Origin of the sequence: Bacteroides sp. AR29, from assembly GCF_900217715.1 — a bacterium.
In the GTDB taxonomy this organism is placed as follows: Bacteria; Bacteroidota; Bacteroidia; order Bacteroidales; family Bacteroidaceae; genus Bacteroides; species Bacteroides uniformis.
Genome location: NZ_OBMS01000004.1, coordinates 185,350 through 207,543 on the forward strand (window position 1 = coordinate 185,350; position 22,194 = coordinate 207,543).

Below are 22,194 nucleotides of genomic sequence, written 5' to 3' on the forward strand. Positions count from 1 at the left end.
TTAATAAGTTGGTAGAAATAAAGAAAGGACACCAACTTAATGATGTCCCTTCCTCTTTCAATCAACAATCCACTCAGCCCAAGAACCAAGCGTATTCACTATCTCCTAATTTGGCACGTTGAATGCCTTGTACAAACTCTGTACAGTTAAGATTCCTCTCCAAGAAGTTATCAATGTAACTTGACTTTACAGAACCATTGAGCAGGTTTAAGAGCTGCCAGCCTGTAATGCTGTCCTCTGTACTCTTGAAATTCACATCAGAAACGAATGCTCTGCAAGCTGCATTAATTTGACTGTCTCCCAACAATAGACGAGGTAAGCGCTTCTGTTGGTTGGGTGTAAGAGCTTGATATAATCTCATCCTGCCTATTATCTGACAGAACTCACTTGTTGAGATTGACATCTGCCCAAGTGTTCTTAACAAGTGCAGGTCTTTGGATGGGTTGTAAGCATGGAACAGATTCAATGCTGCTGCATATAGTTCCTGTACGCTTAGGACTTCTATCTTATCCTGCAAGCCGTCAGTAGTAAGCATTAAATTTGAGCACACACGATTACGAAAGCCTATGAAGATTTTAAATCTCTCAACAGACTTCTTACTGTATAGGTTAATCTCGTTATATGCTCTCACTCCACCAATGGATAACGCTAAACGATTACCGTATTCATCATGTACAATGGATGGAATTTCAAAACAGAAACACATTCTCTGATAGAACAAAGTTTTCTCTTCGTCTGTCAATTCAGATGCTTTCTTACCTAATGCACTTGGTATTCTGCCATTGATAGGGTGTGAGATTCTAATCTCTGGCATATCAAACTGTTCTCCATGAAAGTAATCCTTAGCTGCATCCACTACTGCACCTATAAAGGATTGGTGGCTTATGGTTTCCTCCATTGATGCAAAACTTGGAATGATGCAGTCTTGCTGTAAGTGCTGTAAGGTTACTTCCTGCGTGTTGGCTTCAATGAAATGGTTTACTCTCTTGGGTGCTGCTACTTCTTCCACAATGATTGCTTCTTCTGCAAACTCACCCATGTTTAATGATTCTCTACGCTGTGCCATAGCTGGCATAATTACTAAATCTCTCATAATGAAATTGAATTAAATGGTTATTGATTGAATGGATTTAATAGGAACAAACCTAAAACACAAGTGAATTTCTTCGCTTGTATCTTAGGCTGTCCTATGTCTTTCCCTAAAGATTCTTTCAAAGGAAATGAGGAGCATTAGTAAATTATAGGTTGGTTGTGATAATAGTGCATCGTGCCTGTTCTTGGATTAATAAGAATGCTTATTCCTGCCAACTATCAGACTGCATTTCTAAAGCATTCTTTTTATTTAAGAGCTATGAGGGGGTGTTTATGTGGGTAGGGGTGTCTTGTGCATTACTCTGATGGTTTAAAATTGTCATTACGAAGTAGCATTCATAAGGGCTGCTTACCCTTATCGTAGAAATTCAACTTTAGATGCTTCTAAAGTCAGAATAAGACAGAGTGGGGATTATTCGTACTATCTCTTAATATATTAATAAACAGTACGAAAAATCCTACTTGCCTGTTATTTGGACTTGAAAGCTATCTTAACCACGTTTTTTGAGTTGGTTGGATTCCACTCCTTACGTTGTTTGGCTATATCATTGTCTAATAATAGTTCCTTTGGAGTAAGTTCTATCCCTTTGGGTATGAATTTTAACAGACCTGCATTATATAAATCCAGATTGTAACTCTCTACATTTTTCTTACCCATTCCCAATTTGTCAGCCAACTTATTAAGAGAAAGCAATATCTTGTTATCTTCTGCTATCAATAAGAGCTTGATATAATATCCTTTCACTTTAATATCCAAATCCACTTTTATAAAGAGGTAGGACAGTGTTATAAAGTTGGGGCGGTCTATGGGTGGGATGCAGTAAAGACTTCTCATTGTAAAGTCAATAAGAGGGTGGTTGATTGGTACAGGGTATCTCTTTCTAACCAACACAGCTTCTATATCCTTATTGAAATTCTTTAGTGCAGTTTCTTCCTCTCCAGTCCGCTTAGCTAAATCCTTAATTCTCCATCTGACCTTATAATAGTCATTTCTATATAAGGACAGACAGAAGAACCTGTACAGATTAGGAGGATTGAGTTTATCTACAATAGATTTGTTAATAGTAGCATAATCCTGCCTAATGTTACTTATCCTGTTTTGCAGGTATTTTTGAGGTATCTTCATATTCATTAGTAGCTGATTGAACATTGTTGGTAAACACTAAATATTTTTTCTCACGTTCCATTTTGTAATAGTAGGCAGTGCCAAAATATATCTTAGCTTCCTTTCTGTTATGGAACTTCTTTCCTGTTGGCAGATGAATTATCATATCAGTTTAAATATCAGTGAATTAATAAGCCAACTTCTGCAATGAGATATAATAGGTAGCAACCTTTCCATTCTTCTTTCTCCTTGTCTTTAGATAGTTATTAAGATTAGCCCACAATCCAATGTGAACCTTGTTATCTTTTACTCCCTGTTTAAGAGCCTTAACTCTTATCTGCTCATAAGTAAATTCTTCCATTTTAGATATTCTGAATAGTTTGTAAGTCCGTCAATCTATGTGGTGGGATTATCTGCTTGTAGTACTGTAAAGATAGTAACTCCATAAGTGAGAAACTAATGATAAGACCACACATTTAGTAATCAGACTTTAGACTATTCAGAAATTCTAAGAACTTGGGGAGAACAAGCCCACCTGTCACATGGGCTTTGCTCCGTAGTATGTATTATGCTTCTAAAGCATTTTGTAGCATTGCTTGAAAATCATCATCTTCCTTTATTTTCTTTAGTTTGTCATCATTAAGTTCTAATTGTTTTAGCTTATCCAAAGCCTTGAATGCTTGTTCTTCGCCATGTACTTTAGCATAACTGTTAAATCCTTTAATGAAGTAACGTTTAGTGAGAAATGTGACGCTGATTTTGGCAGCTTTGCATAGAGTTATAAAATCGTTACCTCTCTTGATGTCAACTATGGCATCTTTTGGTAGATTGTATTCTTCTCTTCTTAAAACCTTGTTCAATATCTTCTCTGGAATGTTCTTCTTGGTATAAATCAGACCTGCTGTCGTAGGATTGAATCCCTGTTGGATTAGTTCAGCCATATTCTCAAAGAGTTCATCTTTGGATGTCAAGGCAGCAACCCCTATCTTGGCTTTCATATCCCAATTACCAACTCTGTTGATTTCTTCCAAATAAGTTCCTATATCCTTAATATCCTTAACAAAGACATTGGGGATAGTCATATTACCTTTGACAGAGTTTAGTTTGGCAAATGCTGTGCTTCTGTGTTGACCGTCCAAGATTACAAAGTAGCCTTCTGCCTCTTCTTCTGTCAGAACTCTACCGTTTACATCTGTTACGACATATCCTGCCTTTATTAGTTTTGAAGCTTCTATCACGATGATGGGATAGGCTTCTTCATATTTGCCATTGTCAATAATAGCAATGAACGTATCTACTTTCTTTGAATCAATGCTTCTGTTATGTTTTACAAAGGCAATCTTCTTAGAGACCTTCTCCTCAGTTTTAGTTAATTGGAATGTAATAGGTTCGTCTTTAAGTGTGAGGGCTTTACTATTCTTCTCTTCAATAGCCTGCTTTAATTGTTTCACAATTAACTCTTGGGCGTGTAGAACGGTTTCTCCCAACTGTCTGTTAACTATGTTCTTCAAATCTCTTTCAGCTTTAATCAACTGTTGTTGTAAGCTGAGAGTGCGCACTGCCTTTCCTGCTTTAGCATTAGCTACTGATTTGCTGGTTGCAGTCTTTCCTGCTGTCTTAGTCATTGTTTTCATTGTCATCTTGTTTTTAATTATCAAATTAAGTTCTTTGTAACCGTCCAACCTATACGCACTTGGCTTTCTGATTACGCTGCAAAACTACTTGCTTCTGGGCTGATTAAAAGAGAGAAATTAATGGGTGGTTTTACTTCCCCTCTTAATTGTCAGCTCGTCCGCTATCGTTTTGACGCTGCAAAGATGGGATATAATGGCAGGATTAAAAGAGAGAAAAAAAGTCCTGCTCTTATGTACCCTCTTAATGGTACGGAGCAGGACTGTATTAATTATCAGAAGTTTATTAGAAGTATATGCTGTTCGCAGTATCAATTCTCTTGTCTTTATATTGCTTGATGTAACCTTTTAGGACATCTTCATCATCTGAGAATTTACTATGTTTAGATAGCTTAGTGAAGTAGATAAGCCTTGATATGAGCAATGTCTTACTAAGTGATATGGTGCTTCCTTTCTTCTGTCTGACATTAAACAGCTTATTATATGGCTCTAAATTGAAGAAGTCATTGAACATCTTATAGAACAGCCATATCTGAACGGATTCCTTTTCTTCTGCATGGGTGCTTATGCTGACTTGTTGGTTCTGCATCCAAGGATGTTCCTCTATCTCTTTTAGGTTGTTGGCAATGATAGTAGCCAAGTAACCTATTGCATTGGCATTGTCAATTACTATCTGATGCTTGCCTTCAATCTTTACAGAGACGGTAATAGGCTTTTTAAAACTTACTCCAAATTGGTTAATCTCCTTATGGTTGTCAGCTATGGCTTTGGCGAATTTGATGAGTTGTTCTATTCCAATGCCTGTAGCTTTCATTCCGTCCAAGCACGTTCCACAAGTATAGTCAAAGATGAACAGAAGTAGAAACCAGAACTTATCTATATCAACTCCCAAACCTTTCAATGTATTCTGTATGTCCTCATTGGCTATATAATCTTCGTATGTGAAATTACCATATAGTTCATTCTGATTGTATCTTCTTATGAATAGGGGTAAGGCGGTAGTGCCGCAGACGTATCTTTCTCCTGTGGCTGGGTCTATATCTACGTCTGGAACATATTTAACGGCTATGGCTTCCATGTATTCCAAACGAGTATCAATGCTTATGTAATCTTCCTTTAGCTTCTCCATAATTATTAGTTTAAGGCAAAATTAAAAAATAATCCCCACCTGCATTGCTACAAGTGAGGAATTTGTGGATAGGATATGCTTTAGTAATCAGAAGCTCCTGTAAACGTATCCATGAGTTTATCCATCTGCTCACCTATGCACTTGTCTATCAGCTTTGCATAGTGGGCAGTCATTCGTGTATTGGTATGTCCTAACATCTTAGAAACAACTTCCAGCGATATGTTATTGGCTAAAGTAATTGTACTTGCAAAGGTGTGCCTACTTGTGTGGAAGCAAATTCGTTTATTAATTCCACAAAGTATAGCTATATCCTTTAGATATTTGTTGATGTCCGCAGGGTCTTGAATAGGGAGTAATTTCTCTCCACCTTTGTACTTATCCAATATCAGTTTGGCGATGGGGAGTAGGGGAATGCGTGATAGAACCCCTGTCTTAACCCTACGTTTCTTAATCCATATTCTGCCAGTGTTATCTTTCTCAAAGTGTTCTGGTGTCAAGGTCTTAATGTCAATGTAGCTAAGCCCTGTGAAGCACCCAAAGAGAAACATATCTTTAGCTCGTTCCAATCTTGGTAGGGGAGTATCAAAGTTGATAATCTTCCTCAATTCTTCTTCATCCAAGAAATCCACTTCTACGGGTTCGCGTTCTACTTTATAAGCATTTACAGGATTGTAGGATATATAAGAGTTGGCGACAGCTAAATTTAGCAACTTCTTTAAGAACTTTAAATGTTTGGTGCAGGAGTTTTGTCCCATCTTCTTCTCTCCTAAAAGGAAAGCATGGAATCCTTGAATGAAGCCCAAGTTTATCTCTCTTAAATATAAGTCCTTACGCTCATATTTCTTCTGAATAAACTCTTTGAATAATCTGCCTGTATATTCAAACACCCAATAAGTGGCAGGGGCAACAGTTTTACCTACCATTGCTTTGCGCTCTGTATTATGTTCGTTCAGAACATCCAATAAAGTCTTCTCGTTCAGAGCTTCCACCTTATCTGTGATAGCTTCTTTTAATAGTTCAGCAGTGATAAGATACCCCTTTTGGAGTAGCTCAATTTCTTTTTGATATATCTTATTCCGTAGTTGAATCAGATAACCGTTGATTAGCTGCGCTTCTTCACTCTTGCCTTTTACAGCTTGCTTCTCTTTGTTCCAGTCAGCAGCAGGTACGTGTTTACCTGTACTAAAGTAGATTCTCTTTCCGTTAGTGGTGATTGAAACCTCAATAGGTGATAGACCTTTTTTGTTTTGCTTACTTTCTCTTAATGAAAAGTAAACCATTGTACAATGTTTCTCCATTTTAAATTAAATGTTATATGGAGTGTATCGCATTGTATTATAGTTGATTATGCCAATTCTTGCAGCCGTTTTTTAAGAATGGCAAATTCGGCTGCAAATCGGCTGCAAAAGTAACCTGTTTATGGCTTGATTTGAGGGGTAATTGGCTACTCTTTACATGAGTTGTTTGGACTTAAATAAAGCAGGATTTATCTTGTTATCTCCTTACTGATTCACCATTCATTCACTCCAAATAATGAGTGATGCAAGGTGCTTCAATCTGTTATCTAAGTCAAGTTACCACAAATAAAAAACTCCTGTAATCACATGGACTACAGGAGTTTATTTATATAATGTAACTTTAATTACTTAGCCAAAGCCTGAGCCACGTCAACCGCACAAGCCACTGTACATCCTACCATCGGGTTGTTACCGATACCCAGGAATCCCATCATTTCTACGTGGGCAGGAACTGATGAAGAACCAGCGAACTGAGCGTCTGAGTGCATACGACCCATGGTGTCTGTCATACCGTAAGAAGCCGGTCCGGCAGCCATGTTGTCCGGGTGCAGAGTACGACCAGTACCACCACCGGATGCTACTGAGAAGTACGGCTTACCAGCCAATACGCGTTCTTTCTTATAAGTACCGGCAACCGGGTGCTGGAAGCGGGTCGGGTTCGTAGAGTTACCAGTGATAGATACATCCACGCCTTCTTTCCACATGATAGCCACACCTTCGCGAACATCGTCTGCACCGTAGCATTTTACTTTGGCACGAGGACCGTCGCTGTATGCGATTTCACTAACTACTTTCAGTTCACCTGTGTAGTAGTCGAATTGAGTCTGAACGTATGTAAAGCCGTTGATACGGGAGATAATCTGTGCAGCGTCCTTGCCGAGACCGTTCAGGATACAACGCAGAGGCTCTTTACGTACTTTGTCTGCTTTAGCGGCAATTTTGATAGCACCTTCGGCAGCAGCGAATGACTCGTGACCTGCCAGGAAAGCGAAGCACTTAGTCTCCTCGCGCAGCAACATGGCAGCCAGGTTACCATGACCGATACCAACCTTACGGTCGTCGGCTACAGAACCCGGGATACAGAATGCCTGCAGGCCGATACCGATAGCTTCGGCAGCTTCAGCAGCGTTCTTGCAGCCCTTCTTGATAGCGATGGCGCAACCTACAACGTAGGCCCATTTTGCATTTTCAAAACAGATAGGCTGAGTTTCTTCACACGTCATATAAGGATCAAGTCCATGAGCTTCGCAGATAGCGTTAGCCTCTTCGATGTCTTTGATGCCGTTTTCGTTCAGGGCAGCGATGATCTGCTTGATACGACGGTCTTGACTTTCAAATTTCACTTCTCTAATCATATTCTTTTCCTCCTTATATTATTCGTGACGTGGGTCAATGTGTTTAACTGCTCCTTGTTCTGCTGTTACGCGTCCGTAAGTACCGGTAACTTTCTTCAAAGCTTCGTTTGCGTCAGTTCCCTTCTTGATTTCATCCATGAACTTGCCCAGGTGAACAAACTCGTATCCGCAAATTTGGTCGTCCTTGTCCAGGAATACATTCTTGATGTAACCTTCAGCCATTTCCAGGTAACGGGGACCTTTAGCCAAAGTACCGTACAGTGTACCTACCTGGCTGCGCAGACCTTTACCCAAGTCTTCCAGACCGGCACCGATAATCAAACCGCCTTCAGAGAAAGCAGACTGAGTACGACCGTAAACGATTTGCAGGAAGAGTTCGCGCATAGCTGTGTTGATAGCGTCGCAAACGAGGTCAGTATTCAATGCTTCGAGGATAGTCTTTCCCGGGAGGATTTCTGATGCCATAGCAGCAGAGTGAGTCATACCGGAGCAACCGATAGTCTCAACCAAAGCTTCCTGGATAACGCCTTCCTTTACATTGAGGGTTAATTTACATGCACCTTGCTGAGGAGCACACCAGCCAATACCGTGTGTCAGACCAGAGATGTCAACAATTTCTTTAGCTTTTACCCATTTACCTTCTTCGGGAATAGGAGCCGGTCCGTGGTTAGGACCTTTCTTCACAACACACATGTGTTCCACTTCGTGTGAATAAGTCATAATTAGCTCTTTTTTTAAGTGATATAATTAAAAAAAACGTAGTCCACTTTTATTAGTCGGGTGCAAAGTTAGTTGTTTTCCCCGTTTCTGCCAACTGTTCAATTTGACTTTTTTATTAAAAAGAAGTAATAAGAAGCTGAATTTCTGCGGAATGTAAAGTGGAGTTTGCAGTTGACTGTTTTTTCTCGTCTCTGATAGGGTTTGTGAATCAATAAGGTATGTGCTTGTTAATCAGGAAGTAATTTTGCCAACCCCTTGCTTGCGTCTTGGCAAACTTTTGCCATGCCCATGGCAAAGTTTTGCCAACGCGGTGGCAAAGTCTTGCCAATGGTAAGGCAAAATCCTGCCAACTGGTTGGCAAGGCGAAGAAAATAAAGGGGAGTCCGTGTTTGACTATGACTGCAAAGTCTTACCTTTGTGGCACAATTAAATAAAATACAAACTATGATAGAAGTTACAGATGTGGCATTGCGCCAGGCTGCCGGCGAAGGGATGGATGCATTCATCGGCGTATTCACCGGTGCTTATAAGAAAGAAATAGGCGGAGAAATGACTGCCGGGACGATGTCTTTGCTTACCGGTGAACAGCATTCATTGTTGGCCTATCAGATATTCCGTGATGAAGTGATGGAAGGGGGCTTCTGCCAACTGATTCAAAATGGTTATGGCGGTTATATTTTCGACAATCCGTTTGCCAAAGTGATGCGTTTGTGGGGAGTGGGCGATTTGAGCAAGTTGGTTTATGCTGCCAAGAAAATATACGATAGCCATCGTGACGACTTGGAACGCGAACGCACAGACGAGGAATTTATGGCAATGTACGAGCAATATGAGGCTTTCGATGAACTGGAAGATGAATTTTTGGAAAAAGAGGAGGAATATACAGCTTTGGTTGCCGGCTATGTGGATGAGCATTTGGAGCTGTTTGCCAAGATTGTGTGATAGAGAGTAACGAGGAAAGGCATATTAGCCTATACCCATTCTTGCCTTTCGGTATTGGAGAGATGTGCTATCTGAAAGCTAAAATATGCGAGCTATGAATGCCGGGATGAAAAATGGAATTAATTTATTGATGATTCTTGTATTGTTTATCTCATGTGTACAAGAAAAAGAGGACAATAATGTCTTAAGACGTGTGGAAGCGTGTATGGAATTATTTCCTGATAGTGCCTTGTCGCTTCTGAGTCAAATTGAATGTCCCGAATGTATGAGAGGACAACAGAGAGCAGATTATGCTTTGCTTTTAACGCAGGCTTTGGATAAAAACTATTTGGATAATTTGCAGTCAGACTCATTGATAATGATAGCGGTAGAATATTATAAACAGGAAGGTGATAAATTGAAGGCAGGGAAGGCTTACTTTTATTATGGAAAAGTGATGTTGTTAAAGGAGCGCTTCTCAGATGCTATGCAGGCTTATCTGGAAGCATCGAGTCTCTTGGAAGAAACTAGGGATTATAAAGTACAAGGGATGGTCTGGGAATATATAGGGTATTTGAACTCGGTTCAAGGATTGTATGAAAATTCTATAGACAATTTTAAACATTCTATCAGGTACTATGAACTGGCGAGTGACAGACGTCGTATTTTATATGGTTATAGGAATATGGCAAGAGGCTATTTTTCGGTACATCATAATGATAGTGCAGGTTGGTATGCTGAAAAAGGGCTTGTGTTGAGTGACACTGTTAGTGGTATGAAGGCATCTTTTCTACATTTATTAGGACTTATTGCCAATAATGAAAAACGATATCCACAAGCAATAGAGTATTTTTCAAATGCAATGGAAGTTTGTGATAATTTAAATGATAAATATCGTTATAGTTTGTCTTTGGGACGTGTTTATTCTGAAGTAGGTCAAAAGAAAAAAGCTGAAGATTGTTTTGTTTCTTGTATCAATGCAACTAATATTTTTGTGTCTTCGGGTGCATATTACTATTTGGCTGATATGCATAAAAAAGATGGTAATTATTTGAAAGCGTTTTTGTATAAAGAGAAGTCTGATTCATTATTAGAGGTGACTCGTAATGCTGAACTGCAAAAGCAGTTGTTGGATTTGCAGAATAAGTATGAAAATGATAAGCTTATTTTGGAAAATAAACAGATAAGGCTGGAAAATGAGAAACAGACTTATTTTTATTTGTTTTTATTTGTATTCATATTAGGGTTGGGCATCATCGCTTTCTTTCTGGTTAGGAAAAGGTATCGAACAAAATTGTTGCGTAATGTCGAGATTATTGGAAATAATAATGCAATTTTTAATAGATATGCTTGTAGAATTGCAGAATTGGAGAATGTGAGCTTACAAGAACGTCAGGCTAAAAAAGAGGAAATAGGAATCCTGAATAGAAAAATCCTTTGTTTAATAGCAGAAAATAAGCGAGTATGTGAGAATTCGAGTGTTGACGCCTTGTTTGTATTAGAGGAATTGAAGCAAGGAAATTTGATTATTAGTAATATGACTATTGCTGAACGGCAACATATATTTGACTTTCTGGATTTGGTTCATGCGAATTTTATTACTCGACTTAAACAAGAGTTTGATTTAACAAAAAATGAATTATTGTTGGCTGCGTTGCTGAAAGTGGGATTCTCTAACAAGCAATTAATGATTGTTTTTGATTGTGAAATGAAATCCATATATAAAAACAGACAAAGACTAAAAGCAGATTTAGGACTTACTAAGAATGATTCTTTAGAGCAAATGATAATGATGTATTGAGAAAAAAACGTTTTTTTGTCCTATATGTTTCTTTGTAGTGTGTTGATATATAATTTATTACCTACCCTATTTTTGTCCGCATAGTTATTGCTGAATTATTGTTGAATAGTCCCTAATTTTGTATAAATAAAAAATGAAAGACTATGAAACTGAAAATTATCTTATCTGTATTGTTGTTATTTTCTTTATTAAAGGTCGATGCTAATCCTTTGGTCGACATAAGTATTGCTTCTGGAAAAGAAGAAGTCTTTTTGCATTCAAATGATATTCCTTTTGAAATTCTGACTACGGGAAAAGAAGATGGAAGCCGTTCCGTTATACCATTAGTGCCATTTGTTGTATTCGTTGAAGATTCTAATTATTCCGTGGAATTGGATTTTATGGAAGGAATCGGGGTAGTGGAAATTGCCATTTCCCAAAATGGTTCTGTGATTTATTCTTCTTCCGAGAATATTCTATCTCCCCTTCGGAAATATTTGCAACTTCCTTTCGGAGTATCAGGGGAGTATTGTATAGAAATTAAAGGAGATAATGGGGCATATGCATATGGCTGTTTTGAATTATGATATATTGTTAACTAAAAAATGTAATGCTTATGAAAAAGATTAGTTTATTGTTGGTAGGAGTGTTAGCTCTATTTTCTTGTGAGCAAGAGGAATTGGATAACTTTGTGGAAAGTAGTGGTGTGGGGCAGGTGATGACAAGGGCGATAGGTTCTAGTGCGGATTTTGATCCGATAAGTGAGCTTGCCGAAATTCCAGTGAATATTTTGAATATTGGAAACTCTAAACAAAAGTATCTTACTTGTAAAGAGAAAGGTACTGAAATTTGTTTAACAGATAAAGATGATGGATCTTTGAGGCAGAGATGGTATCTGAAGTATGGAAGAACTATTGTTGTTGCTGGGGGAAATAATAGAGTGACATCCGATACATATGGAGTTGTTACTCCTAATAACTATTTATCTTCAGAAATACCTGATAATCTTCGTTTGAGTTATTGGAATAAATCAACTTTTGATTCACCTTTGGCTGGACCTGGCTTAAGCTTTAATTGTTTGGCTGATGCTAATTGTATGATATATACGATGTATGGAAACTTTAATACTGGTTTGTCTTCTTATTATTTGCAATCAGAATCTTCAACGTCTTCCTCTGTAAAGTTTAAAACGAATAATTCCTCAAGCCTCGCTTTATGGGAAATAGTTCCTGTTGGTGAATATGAACTTGTTGGTTTAGAGTATGTACGGACTACGGTTGACAGCTTTGAACCTACAGAAGTGATTTGTGACCATGATGAATATACAAATGAACATTTAAGCGTTGATACATGGAACTATTCTTTATCTACAAGCTATACAGAAAAATCTGATTTTTCAAAAACAGAAGGAGTAAGTGTCACTATTTCAGGAGGATTGAACGTGGGTATACCTAATGTGGTAGGAGATGATTCTTCGCTTGGAGTAAATGTTTCTGTACAGCAGCAGACAAATAAATCTTGGACTTATGGTACAAGTGATAGTAAAACGGTAACAAAAACGAGAACTGGACAAATCCCGATTCAACCAGGTGAAACTGTAAAACTTGATGCGGTGTTAGTCATGTACAAAGGTAGTTTGACTTACGTTGCTACATTAAGGAAAATAGGGGATACTAAAACGTTTAGAGTTAAAGGAAAATGGAGTGGAGACTGCTTTTCTTCTTTTGAAGCTAGAACATATAATCCAACAACAGGGAAATTGGTAGGAGAATATGTTTTAGAATAATGTGATTGTCTAAATTATGGTTGTTTATAAATGTTAAATAAATATTGGGGCGTGCAGTATTTAGATTAATCTTTCATTTAATCTTAAAAACAATGAAAAAACGAGGAGAGTGCTATATTACTCAATTCTTTTATCTAAATTTGCAAACTCTAATATTTATAGGAAAGATGAAACAATTAAAATTCTTGATGGTTGCCTTGACATTGTTGATGGGCATTGCGTTTACTTCGTGTCTGAATTCAGATGACGGAGAGTATGATGACATTTATGGCATGGTTTTAGTGAATAACTATATGGGATTACTCTCTTTTGAAGATGCTGCGGGTAACACTTATCAACCTACATCGGCTTCTGTTACTCAATTTGAGGCAAATTCGAGTTTGAAGATTTCAGATTCTCGAATGGGAATCATCTTAGGAAAGAGCATAGAACCTGAGACGAATGAAAAATCTAAAACTACCAACTTCACTTTGAAGAATTTTCAGCCTATTTCTTTTGCAAACGCTGTCGTATCAATGACAGCAGAAAGCTTGGTTGTTGATGCGCCGGAAACAGCACCGGTGATAACTTTGAAATTGGAAAATGGGTCAGTTCAGCCATTTTTGTATAACAAGGATATACTTGTAACTCCTATAGCTTGGAGACTGCAAAATGACAACGATAAGTTTAAGATGCATAAATTTGCTTTAGCTTGTGTACTGGATGAAATTGAAGCAGGGGCCACAGACCTTGTTTTCTATCTACGTCATGATAAGGGTGCTGATGATAAGACAGATGTTTATTATTCTAATTGGTATGGGTATGATATAAAAAATGCTTTAGAAAGGTTTAAAGAAAAAGCAGGAAATCTTCCTACTAAATTAGTTATTAAGTCGCATGAAAGTGGAAATAATAGCAATACAGAAATACCGGAAAACTATACGGAATATACTGTAGAATACAAAATTGCGTCTACTAATCAATAAATTGATATTGAATTACAAAGATTTATTTCATATAGCAATACTACTGATTTCCTCTCCGGCTCGTGCCTGGGAGGAAATTAGTTTAGAGGATAGGCGAAAAGTATTTACTGCTTTTGTCTATCCTATGATTGGTTTATGCGGGTTGTCCGTTTTCATCGGCTCTTTGATGAAGATGGGATGGGACGGGCCGCAAAGCTTTCAATATGCCATGACACAATGCTGTGCGGTGGCTGTATCCTTGTTTGGAGGATATTTTTTGGCAGCCTATCTCATCAATGGGTTGCGTGTCCGCATGTTTATGCTGGACAGTGATATTCCTTTGGCGCAACAGTTTGCAGGTTATGCACTGGTAGTGGTGTTCATGCTGAGGATTGTTATCGGCATATTGCCTGATTTCGGCATTATGGCTCTGTTGCTCCAATTCTATATCGTGTATGTTGTGTGGGAAGGAAGCAAAAAGGTGATGCAGATAGCGGAAAAAGACCGTTTGCGTTTCACCATTCTTTCTTCTATTTTGTTAATAGCTTGTCCGGTGGCCATTGAATGGATATTCAATAAGCTGACGGTAGTGCTAAACTGATAAATGTTATGAAACAAGCTCCTGTAAATATAAAGAATAAGCGTGCTACGTTCGATTACGAACTGACGGACACCTATACGGCCGGCATTGTGCTTACGGGCACAGAAATCAAGTCCATCCGGTTGGGGAAAGCAAGCTTAGTCGATACGTTCTGTTACTTTGCCAACGGCGAATTGTGGGTGAAGAACATGCATGTGGCCGAATACTTCTATGGTTCGTACAACAACCACAATGCACGCAGGGAGCGCAAGCTTTTGTTGAATAAGAAGGAACTTGAAAAACTGATGCGCGGCACGAAAGATCCGGGTTTCACCATTGTTCCCGTGCGCTTGTTTATCAATGAAAAAGGGCTGGCCAAACTTGTGGTGGCACTTGCCAAAGGTAAGAAGCAATATGATAAGCGCGAATCACTGAAGGAAAAAGATGACAAACGCGATATGGCGCGTATGTTTAAAAGATAATATGAGTAAACTTGGTAGTTTGGTGCGTGAGCGCATCCTTATTTTGGATGGTGCAATGGGCACCATGATACAGCAATACAACTTGACAGAGGGAGATTTTCGGGGTGAACGCTTCTCGCAGATTCCCGGACAGATGAAAGGTAACAATGACTTGCTTTGTCTGACACGCCCCGATGTGATACAAGACATTCACCGCAAGTATCTGGCGGCAGGTGCAGATATTATCGAAACAAATACATTCAGTTCCACCCGCGTCAGTATGGCCGATTATCATGTGCAGGACTATGTGCGTGAGATGAATCTTGCCGCAGTGCGCCTGGCACGCAAAGTGGCAGATGAGTTTACTTCTCTTACTCCCGACAAACCCCGTTTTGTGGCAGGCTCCGTAGGACCGACGAACAAGACCTGCTCCATGAGTCCCGATGTGAACAATCCGGCCTTTCGTGCCTTGAGCTACGATGAACTGGCCGATGCCTACCGTGAGCAGATGGAAGCATTGCTCGAAGGTGGTGTGGATGCTTTGCTGATAGAAACCATTTTTGATACGCTGAATGCCAAGGCTGCTATTTTTGCCGCCGGGCAGGCGATGGAAACTGTAGGAGTTCATGTACCCTTGATGCTCTCTGTGACTGTTTCTGATATTGGAGGGCGTACTCTGTCGGGACAAACTTTGGATGCTTTTCTCGCCTCCGTGCAACATGCCGATATTTTTTCAGTTGGGTTGAACTGCTCCTTTGGCGCCCGCCAGCTGAAACCTTTCCTGGAGCAGCTTGCTGTCCGTGCACCTTATTATATCAGTGCTTATCCCAACGCCGGACTGCCCAACAGTTTGGGCACATACGACCAGACTCCTGCCGATATGGCACATGAAGTAAAAGAGTATATCCATGAGGGATTGGTGAATATTATCGGTGGTTGTTGCGGAACGACAGATGCCTACATTGCCGAGTACTCCTCGCTGATTGCCGGTGCAACGCCCCATCAGCCGGTTCCCAGACCGGAAAATCTTTGGCTCTCCGGGCTTGAACTTCTGGAAGTGAAGCCGGAAAACAACTTCGTGAATGTGGGTGAACGCTGCAATGTGGCAGGTTCGCGCAAATTCCTGCGTCTGATTAATGAAAAGAAATACGACGAGGCGCTCAGCATCGCTCGCCGGCAGGTGGAAGACGGTGCGCAGGTCATCGACATCAATATGGATGACGGACTGCTGGATGCCCGGACAGAGATGACGACTTTCCTCCATCTGATAGCTTCGGAACCGGAGATTGCCCGTGTTCCCGTCATGATAGACTCCTCTAAGTGGGAAGTGATTGTGGCCGGATTGAAATGCTTGCAAGGCAAGTCCATCGTCAACTCCATCTCCTTGAAGGAGGGGGAAGATAAATTCCTGGAGCATGCGCGTACCATCAAGCAATATGGTGCGGCGACCGTGGTGATGGCTTTTGATGAAAAAGGGCAGGCAGACACGTACGAACGTAAGATTGAGGTCTGCGAACGGGCATACCGTCTTTTGGTGGACAAGATAGGTTTCAATCCCCATGATATAATTTTCGACCCGAATGTACTTGCCGTGGCAACCGGTATGGACGAGCACAACAATTATGCTGTAGACTTTATCCGTGCCACCGGATGGATACGCAAGAATCTGCCCGGTGCGCATGTCAGTGGAGGAGTGAGTAACCTTTCCTTCTCTTTCCGCGGCAATAATTACATTCGCGAGGCGATGCATGCCGTATTCCTTTACTATGCCATCCGCGAGGGCATGGATATGGGTATCGTCAATCCGGCTACCTCCGTTCTTTACACCGATATTCCCGCTGATATATTGGAGCGCATAGAGGATGTGGTCTTGAACCGTCGTCCCGATGCTGCTGAGCGCCTGATAGAAACTGCCGAACGCTTGAAAGCGGAAGCAGAGGCGGCAAAAACTTCCGGAGGAGAGCGGCAGGCTGCCGCCCATTCCCAACTTGCCTGGAGAGAGGAGACTTCTGTGGAAGAGCGGTTGAAGTACGCCTTGACAAAGGGTATCGGCGATTATCTGGAAGAAGACCTTGCCGAAGCGCTGAAGCTGTATCCCAAGGCTGTTTCCATCATTGAAGGTCCGTTGATGGCAGGCATGAATCATGTCGGCGACTTGTTTGGGGCAGGCAAGATGTTCCTGCCGCAAGTAGTGAAGACGGCGCGCACTATGAAGAGAGCGGTTGCCATCCTCCAGCCCGTAATCGAGTCGGAGAAAGAAGAAGGTGCGACTGCTGCCGGGAAGGTGCTGCTGGCTACGGTGAAAGGTGATGTGCACGACATTGGCAAAAATATAGTCTCGGTAGTAATGGCCTGCAACGGCTACGAAATAATAGACCTTGGCGTCATGGTGCCTGCCGAAACCATTGTACAGCATGCCATAGAGGAAAAGGTAGACATGATAGGATTGAGTGGCTTGATAACCCCTTCGCTGGATGAAATGGTGCATGTAGCCATTGAGCTGGAAAAGGCAGGTCTGGACGTTCCTCTGCTGATAGGTGGTGCCACGACTTCACCGCTTCACACAGCTCTGAAAATTGCTCCGGTCTATCATGCTCCCGTAATCCATCTGAAGGACGCTTCACAGAATGCTACAGTAGCAGCCAAGCTGATGAATCCTAAGACAAAGGAGGAGCTGGAAGAAGAACTGCATGAGAAGTATCGGCAGTTGTGCGAAAAGAACCGGGAGAAACAAGTGACAACCGTTTCCCTGGAAGAAGCGAGAAAGAACAAACTGAATCTGTTTTAAATAGGAAGGAAAATAAGGATTAGGGATTAATCCTTAATCCCTATTTTTTTATCTTCTTCTTGTATTGCTCGAAGCGTGACGTAATATCCCTTACGAAGTTATAAGTTTCAATGCCACGGAAATAGCCGTTTTTGCAGACGGGGTCGGTGAAGTATTCCTCATTGCTTTTTAGCAGAATGAAGTTTTCTACATTATCACGCCAGACATATTTGTTTTTGCCGTATTTTTCGGCCAGTGCCATGGCATCCAGCACATGGCCGATACCGGAATTATAAGATGCCAGCACAAAGTTGATGCGTTCTTCCTGGGGTATCTTGGAAAAACTTTTGGCTGTGGCGCCTATGTATTTCACGGCAGCCTTTATGCTCTCTTCAGGGTTCTGTTCCTTTCCTTCGGGTAGCCCCATAGCCCTGGCTGTGGCAGGCATCAGTTGCATCAGCCCCCTGGCACCCGCCCAAGATACGGCAGTGGAGTCGAAGTTGGATTCTGTATACGCCAGAGACGCCAGCAGACGCCAGTCCCAGTCTATTTCGGGAGCATATTTCTTGAACAAATCATCGTAATGGGAAATTTTTCCTTCGCGCAGGGAGAGGATAGGAGAGTGGGGAATGGCCTTGCCGATTTCAAAATATCGTTTCATACTTGCCGTATAGGCAGGTGAAGTCATATTCTCCTCATGCCATTTGTTGGCGGCGGCTGCCAGTTGCGGACAGTCTTTCCGGACTGCCCACGATGCACGCTGGTCAAAGCTGATGGAGAGTCCGATATTCAGGTTAGGGTAATAGGTGGTATTAAGCTGTGCCACGTCATTGTCTGCTACGGTATAGGGGATTTTTCCTTGTGCCACCTGGGTGATGAGGTCTTCTGCACTGATACTGTCGTTGGTCACTTTATGGATGTGGATACCTCCTCCGAGTTCTTCGTCCAGATTGACCAGCCGTTCATAATATTTTCCGGGCTTCACATATACATCTTTCCCGATGAGTTCCGTCACGTCTTTCAGTGGTCTGGTGCGTCCGCCGTTACGTTGCACGATGACTTGGTGCGTGATGACCTCTTCGCCGCAATAAAGCAGGCTGTCTTTCCATTCCTTGGTGATGGGAAGGTTGTAGGCTATGAGGTCTCCCTTGCCTGCCAGCAACTTCTCTATGAGTTCGTGCACATTCCGGGCTACCTCTATTCTCAGCTTCACTCCCAGGCTCTTGGCAAACTGTTCGCTTAGCTCATACTGGAATCCCATGTCCTGGCCACGGTAGATGAAGTAGGAAGTGGAGCTGTACAGTGTCAATACAACCAGTTCTCCGCTGTCCTTTATCTGTTGCAGGTCATCCGCTTCTTCTTTTTCGGCAGGATGTCCTCCACGGCATCCTGCGATGCAGCACAACAACAACAGCAAGATAATTGGGACGGGAGAATTGATAATGGATGATTTATGTCTGGCGAAAGAAAACAGGCTGTTCATATCTCATAGGGTTTAGTGCGTTCTTAATCCTCCATTATCAATTCTCCATTACAAATTAACTCCCCAAGTGCTTCTTGATGTACATGGTCAATATATCAATGGCCACCTGGTTGTTTCCGCCTTCCGGCACAATGAGGTCGGCGTATCGTTTGCAGGGCTCTATGAATTGCTGGTGCATGGGTTTTAGTATGCGTGTATAGCGCTCCATGACGGCTTCGGCCGTGCGTCCGCGTTCCACCACGTCACGCTGGATTACACGAATTAGGCGTTCGTCGGGGTCAGCGTCTACAAATATCTTGAGGTCCATCATGCTTCGCAGTTTCTTGTCGCACAAGGCAAGGATACCTTCTATGATGATGACTTCCCGGGGCTCGATATGGATGGTTTCGGGCTGCCGGGTACACGTCAGGTATGAGTAGGTGGGCTGTTCTATGCTTCTTCCTTCGCGCAGCATGGCGACATGCCTGGAAAGAAGGCTCCACTCGAAAGCGTCGGGATGGTCGAAGTTGATGTTCTGCCGTTCTTCCACGGGCACATGGCTGCTGTCCTTGTAGTAAGAGTCTTGTGGCAATAATACCACTTCACCAGCCGGTAGGCTTTCGATAATTTTACGTACGACGGTGGTCTTTCCCGAGCCGGTTCCGCCTGCAATTCCTATTATTAACATCCGTTTAAGTGTATATTTGAAACAAAACCAGTATTTTTGCAGTTGTTAAAACAGCCGCTTAGGCTGACAAATATAGTGATAAATCATTTAAATGGCAAAGTTATGGTAAAGCACATTGTATTATTTAAGTTAAAAGATGAGGCACCGGCTGACGAAAAGTTGGCTGCGATGAACAGTTTCAAGGCAGCTATCGAAGCGCTTCCGGCTAAAATATCCGTTATCCGCAAGATTGAAGTCGGATTGAACATCAATCCTGCCGAGGCTTGGAGTATCGCTCTTTACAGTGAGTTCGATACGTTGGATGACGTGAAATACTATGCTACCCATCCCGACCATGTAGCTGCCGGCAAGCTTATCGCTGCTGTGAAAGAGAGCCGTGCCTGCGTGGACTACGAGATAATTGAAAATTAAAAATTAAATCAGAGAACATGAAGAAATTACTGTTCCCTTTCGTTCTGTTGCTCTTCGCTGTGGCGGTGCAGGCACAGATACAAGACCCCGTCAAGTTCAATTCCGAACTGAAGATTTTGGCTGCCGATGAAGCGGAGGTCGTTTTTACGGCTGCTATTGACAAGGGCTGGCATGTCTATTCCACCGACTTGGGCGATGGAGGGCCTATCTCGGCGACTTTCAATGTGGAGAAAATATTCGGAGCGGAAGTGGTTGGCAAACTGAAGCCCGTAGGCAAGGAAATCTCTACTTTCGATAAGTTGTTCGAAATGAAGGTGCGCTATTTTGAGAATATGGCGCAATTTGTGCAGAAGCTGAAGTTGACGGGTGGCGCTTATCAGATAGAAGGCTATCTGGAATATGGCGCTTGCAACGATGAAAACTGCCTGCCGCCCACACAAGTTCCTTTCAAGTTCTCCGGCAAGGCAGAAGGGGCTGCCAAAGAAGCTGCCGCCGCTGCCGCTGAAACGAAAGCCGAAGAACAGCCCGCAAAGCAGGAGACTGTCTCCGGCACGGCTCCCGTGGCTGCCATCGGCGGTGCGGACGGGCCGACGGAAATCAAGGTGGCGGACAAGGTGGACCTATGGAAGCCGGTCATCAGTGAACTGAATTCTTTGGGCGAAACCACTTCGCAGGAAGACATGTCCTGGATTTATATTTTCATTACGGGATTTGCCGGTGGACTGCTGGCGCTCTTCACCCCCTGTGTATGGCCCATCATCCCGATGACGGTCAGCTTCTTCCTGAAACGCAGCAAGGATAAGAAGAAAGGCATCCGTGATGCATGGACGTATGGTGCTTCCATCGTAGTGATTTATGTGACGCTCGGACTGGCCATTACGCTGATTTTCGGAGCCAGCGCACTGAACGCACTCTCTACGAATGCAGTATTCAATATCCTTTTCTGCTTGATGTTGGTTGTGTTTGCGGCTTCCTTCTTCGGAGCGTTCGAGATAACGTTGCCCTCCAAGTGGAGTACGGCTGTAGACAGCAAGGCCGAGGCGACAAGCGGTTTGCTCAGCATCTTCCTGATGGCATTTACCTTGTCGCTGGTATCTTTCTCCTGCACGGGACCCATTATCGGATTCCTGCTGGTGCAGGTTTCCACGACGGGCAGCGTGGTGGCTCCCGCCATCGGCATGCTGGGCTTTGCCATAGCTTTGGCATTGCCTTTCACGCTGTTTGCCCTGTTCCCGTCCTGGCTGAAGTCCATGCCCAAGTCCGGTGGATGGATGAACATCATTAAGGTGACGCTCGGCTTCCTGGAGCTGGCCTTTGCCCTAAAATTCCTTTCGGTGGCCGATTTGGCTTACGGCTGGCGCATCCTCGACCGTGAGACGTTCCTCGCCTTGTGGATTGTGCTTTTTGTGCTGCTGGGCTTCTACCTGCTGGGCAAAATCAAGTTCCCGCACGATGATGACGATACGAAGGTCAGCGTGCCCCGTTTCTTCATGGCGTTGGCCTCGCTGGCATTTGCGGTGTATATGGTTCCCGGTTTGTGGGGAGCGCCGTTGAAGGCGGTCAGTGCCTTTGCGCCGCCCATGCAGACGCAGGATTTCAACCTTTACAATAATGAGGTGCATGCCAGGTTCGACGATTACGACCTCGGTATGGAGTATGCCCGCCAGCATGGCAAGCCCGTGATGCTCGACTTCACCGGCTACGGCTGCGTGAACTGCCGTAAGATGGAGCTTGCCGTATGGACCAACCCGAAGGTGAGCGACATCATCAACAACGACTATGTGCTTATCACGCTCTACGTCGACAACAAGACCCCGCTTCCTTCTCCCGTGAAGATTGTGGAGAACGGCACGGAACGCACGCTGCGCACCGTAGGCGACAAATGGAGCTATCTGCAGCGTGTCAAGTTCGGCGCCAATGCGCAGCCCTTCTACGTGCTGATTGACAACGAAGGCAAGCCGCTCAACAAGTCCTACTCCTACGACGAGGATATACCTAAGTATATCGAGTTCCTGCAGACCGGACTGGAGAATTATAAGAAAGAGAAATAAATAGAATTGGAAA

The 22,194-nt window shown here is 42.5% G+C and carries 20 protein-coding genes; 10 read left to right on the forward strand and 10 right to left on the reverse strand.

Translation table 11 applies throughout. From position 1 onward, the window contains the following. Positions 1 to 73 precede the first annotated feature (73 nt). The 8 genes from CSD97_RS03610 to CSD97_RS03650 form a co-directional block, all read right to left on the reverse strand. Complete coding sequence (locus CSD97_RS03610) at positions 74 to 1,093, reverse strand: DUF3871 family protein (protein ID WP_005832789.1); 1,020 nt, start codon at positions 1,091 to 1,093, stop codon at positions 74 to 76. A gap of 468 nt (positions 1,094 to 1,561) precedes the next feature. Continuing rightward, a complete protein-coding gene (locus CSD97_RS03615; RefSeq protein ID WP_005832787.1) occupies positions 1,562 to 2,218 on the reverse strand; it encodes a hypothetical protein in 657 nt (218 codons plus the stop codon). Then, complete coding sequence (locus tag CSD97_RS19010) at positions 2,178 to 2,363, reverse strand: hypothetical protein (RefSeq protein WP_005832785.1); 186 nt, start codon at positions 2,361 to 2,363, stop codon at positions 2,178 to 2,180. Before CSD97_RS19010 ends, CSD97_RS03615 begins: the two co-directional genes overlap by 41 nt. 400 nt (positions 2,364 to 2,763) lie before the next feature. After that, positions 2,764 to 3,831: a hypothetical protein gene (locus CSD97_RS03625; protein ID WP_004310790.1), complete on the reverse strand. Its 1,068-nt coding sequence runs from the start codon at positions 3,829 to 3,831 to the stop codon at positions 2,764 to 2,766. A gap of 283 nt (positions 3,832 to 4,114) precedes the next feature. Next, on the reverse strand, positions 4,115 to 4,957 hold the full coding sequence (locus CSD97_RS03635) for a hypothetical protein (protein ID WP_004310791.1): 843 nt from the start codon (positions 4,955 to 4,957) through the stop codon (positions 4,115 to 4,117). An 80-nt stretch (positions 4,958 to 5,037) separates the two neighbouring features. Beyond that, entirely contained in the window at positions 5,038 to 6,255 is a 1,218-nt protein-coding gene (locus CSD97_RS03640; protein WP_004310792.1) for a site-specific integrase, read from the reverse strand. A 344-nt stretch (positions 6,256 to 6,599) separates the two neighbouring features. Then, positions 6,600 to 7,610: a GGGtGRT protein gene (locus tag CSD97_RS03645; RefSeq protein WP_098031981.1), complete on the reverse strand. Its 1,011-nt coding sequence runs from the start codon at positions 7,608 to 7,610 to the stop codon at positions 6,600 to 6,602. 18 nt (positions 7,611 to 7,628) lie between these two features. Then, the gene (locus CSD97_RS03650; protein WP_005832778.1) at positions 7,629 to 8,330 is read right to left on the reverse strand and encodes a nitrogen-fixing protein NifU; all 702 of its coding nucleotides are present in this window, start codon (positions 8,328 to 8,330) and stop codon (positions 7,629 to 7,631) included. A gap of 444 nt (positions 8,331 to 8,774) precedes the next feature. On the opposite strand from CSD97_RS03650, the gene CSD97_RS03655 reads away from it, so the two are divergent. The 8 genes from CSD97_RS03655 (at position 8,775) to metH (ending at position 17,590) form a co-directional block, all read left to right on the forward strand. Further along, positions 8,775 to 9,272, forward strand: a complete 498-nt coding sequence (locus CSD97_RS03655; protein ID WP_008665373.1) for a DMP19 family protein — start codon at positions 8,775 to 8,777, stop codon at positions 9,270 to 9,272. Between the two features lie 94 nt (positions 9,273 to 9,366). Then, on the forward strand, positions 9,367 to 11,052 hold the full coding sequence (locus CSD97_RS03660) for a tetratricopeptide repeat protein (protein ID WP_244284014.1): 1,686 nt from the start codon (positions 9,367 to 9,369) through the stop codon (positions 11,050 to 11,052). Between the two features lie 143 nt (positions 11,053 to 11,195). Then, the gene (locus CSD97_RS03665; RefSeq protein WP_008665376.1) at positions 11,196 to 11,618 is read left to right on the forward strand and encodes a DUF3244 domain-containing protein; all 423 of its coding nucleotides are present in this window, start codon (positions 11,196 to 11,198) and stop codon (positions 11,616 to 11,618) included. Between the two features lie 29 nt (positions 11,619 to 11,647). Beyond that, complete coding sequence (locus CSD97_RS03670; protein ID WP_225982668.1) at positions 11,648 to 12,817, forward strand: hypothetical protein; 1,170 nt, start codon at positions 11,648 to 11,650, stop codon at positions 12,815 to 12,817. Positions 12,818 to 12,909: 92 nt separating this feature from the next. After that, positions 12,910 to 13,782 carry a hypothetical protein gene (locus tag CSD97_RS03675; protein WP_005831838.1) on the forward strand — a complete coding sequence of 291 codons (873 nt, stop codon included), beginning with the start codon at positions 12,910 to 12,912 and terminating at the stop codon, positions 13,780 to 13,782. 7 nt (positions 13,783 to 13,789) lie between these two features. Next, positions 13,790 to 14,362 carry a Yip1 family protein gene (locus tag CSD97_RS03680; protein WP_005832772.1) on the forward strand — a complete coding sequence of 191 codons (573 nt, stop codon included), beginning with the start codon at positions 13,790 to 13,792 and terminating at the stop codon, positions 14,360 to 14,362. 8 nt (positions 14,363 to 14,370) lie between these two features. After that, a complete protein-coding gene (smpB, locus tag CSD97_RS03685) occupies positions 14,371 to 14,823 on the forward strand; it encodes an SsrA-binding protein (protein WP_005831836.1) in 453 nt (150 codons plus the stop codon). 1 nt (position 14,824) lies between these two features. Then, on the forward strand, positions 14,825 to 17,590 hold the full coding sequence (gene metH / locus CSD97_RS03690) for a methionine synthase (protein WP_009038110.1): 2,766 nt from the start codon (positions 14,825 to 14,827) through the stop codon (positions 17,588 to 17,590). 40 nt (positions 17,591 to 17,630) lie between these two features. On the opposite strand, the gene CSD97_RS03695 is transcribed toward metH, so the two are convergent. After that, positions 17,631 to 19,052 carry a transglycosylase SLT domain-containing protein gene (locus CSD97_RS03695; protein WP_173675096.1) on the reverse strand — a complete coding sequence of 474 codons (1,422 nt, stop codon included), beginning with the start codon at positions 19,050 to 19,052 and terminating at the stop codon, positions 17,631 to 17,633. Positions 19,053 to 19,107: 55 nt separating this feature from the next. Continuing rightward, complete coding sequence (gene udk, locus CSD97_RS03700; protein WP_005831829.1) at positions 19,108 to 19,719, reverse strand: uridine kinase; 612 nt, start codon at positions 19,717 to 19,719, stop codon at positions 19,108 to 19,110. Between the two features lie 102 nt (positions 19,720 to 19,821). On the opposite strand from udk, the gene CSD97_RS03705 reads away from it, so the two are divergent. Next, on the forward strand, positions 19,822 to 20,130 hold the full coding sequence (locus CSD97_RS03705) for a Dabb family protein (RefSeq protein WP_008665385.1): 309 nt from the start codon (positions 19,822 to 19,824) through the stop codon (positions 20,128 to 20,130). A 17-nt stretch (positions 20,131 to 20,147) separates the two neighbouring features. Next, the gene (locus CSD97_RS03710) at positions 20,148 to 22,181 is read left to right on the forward strand and encodes a cytochrome c biogenesis protein CcdA (RefSeq protein ID WP_098031983.1); all 2,034 of its coding nucleotides are present in this window, start codon (positions 20,148 to 20,150) and stop codon (positions 22,179 to 22,181) included. Positions 22,182 to 22,194: the final 13 nt, after the last annotated feature.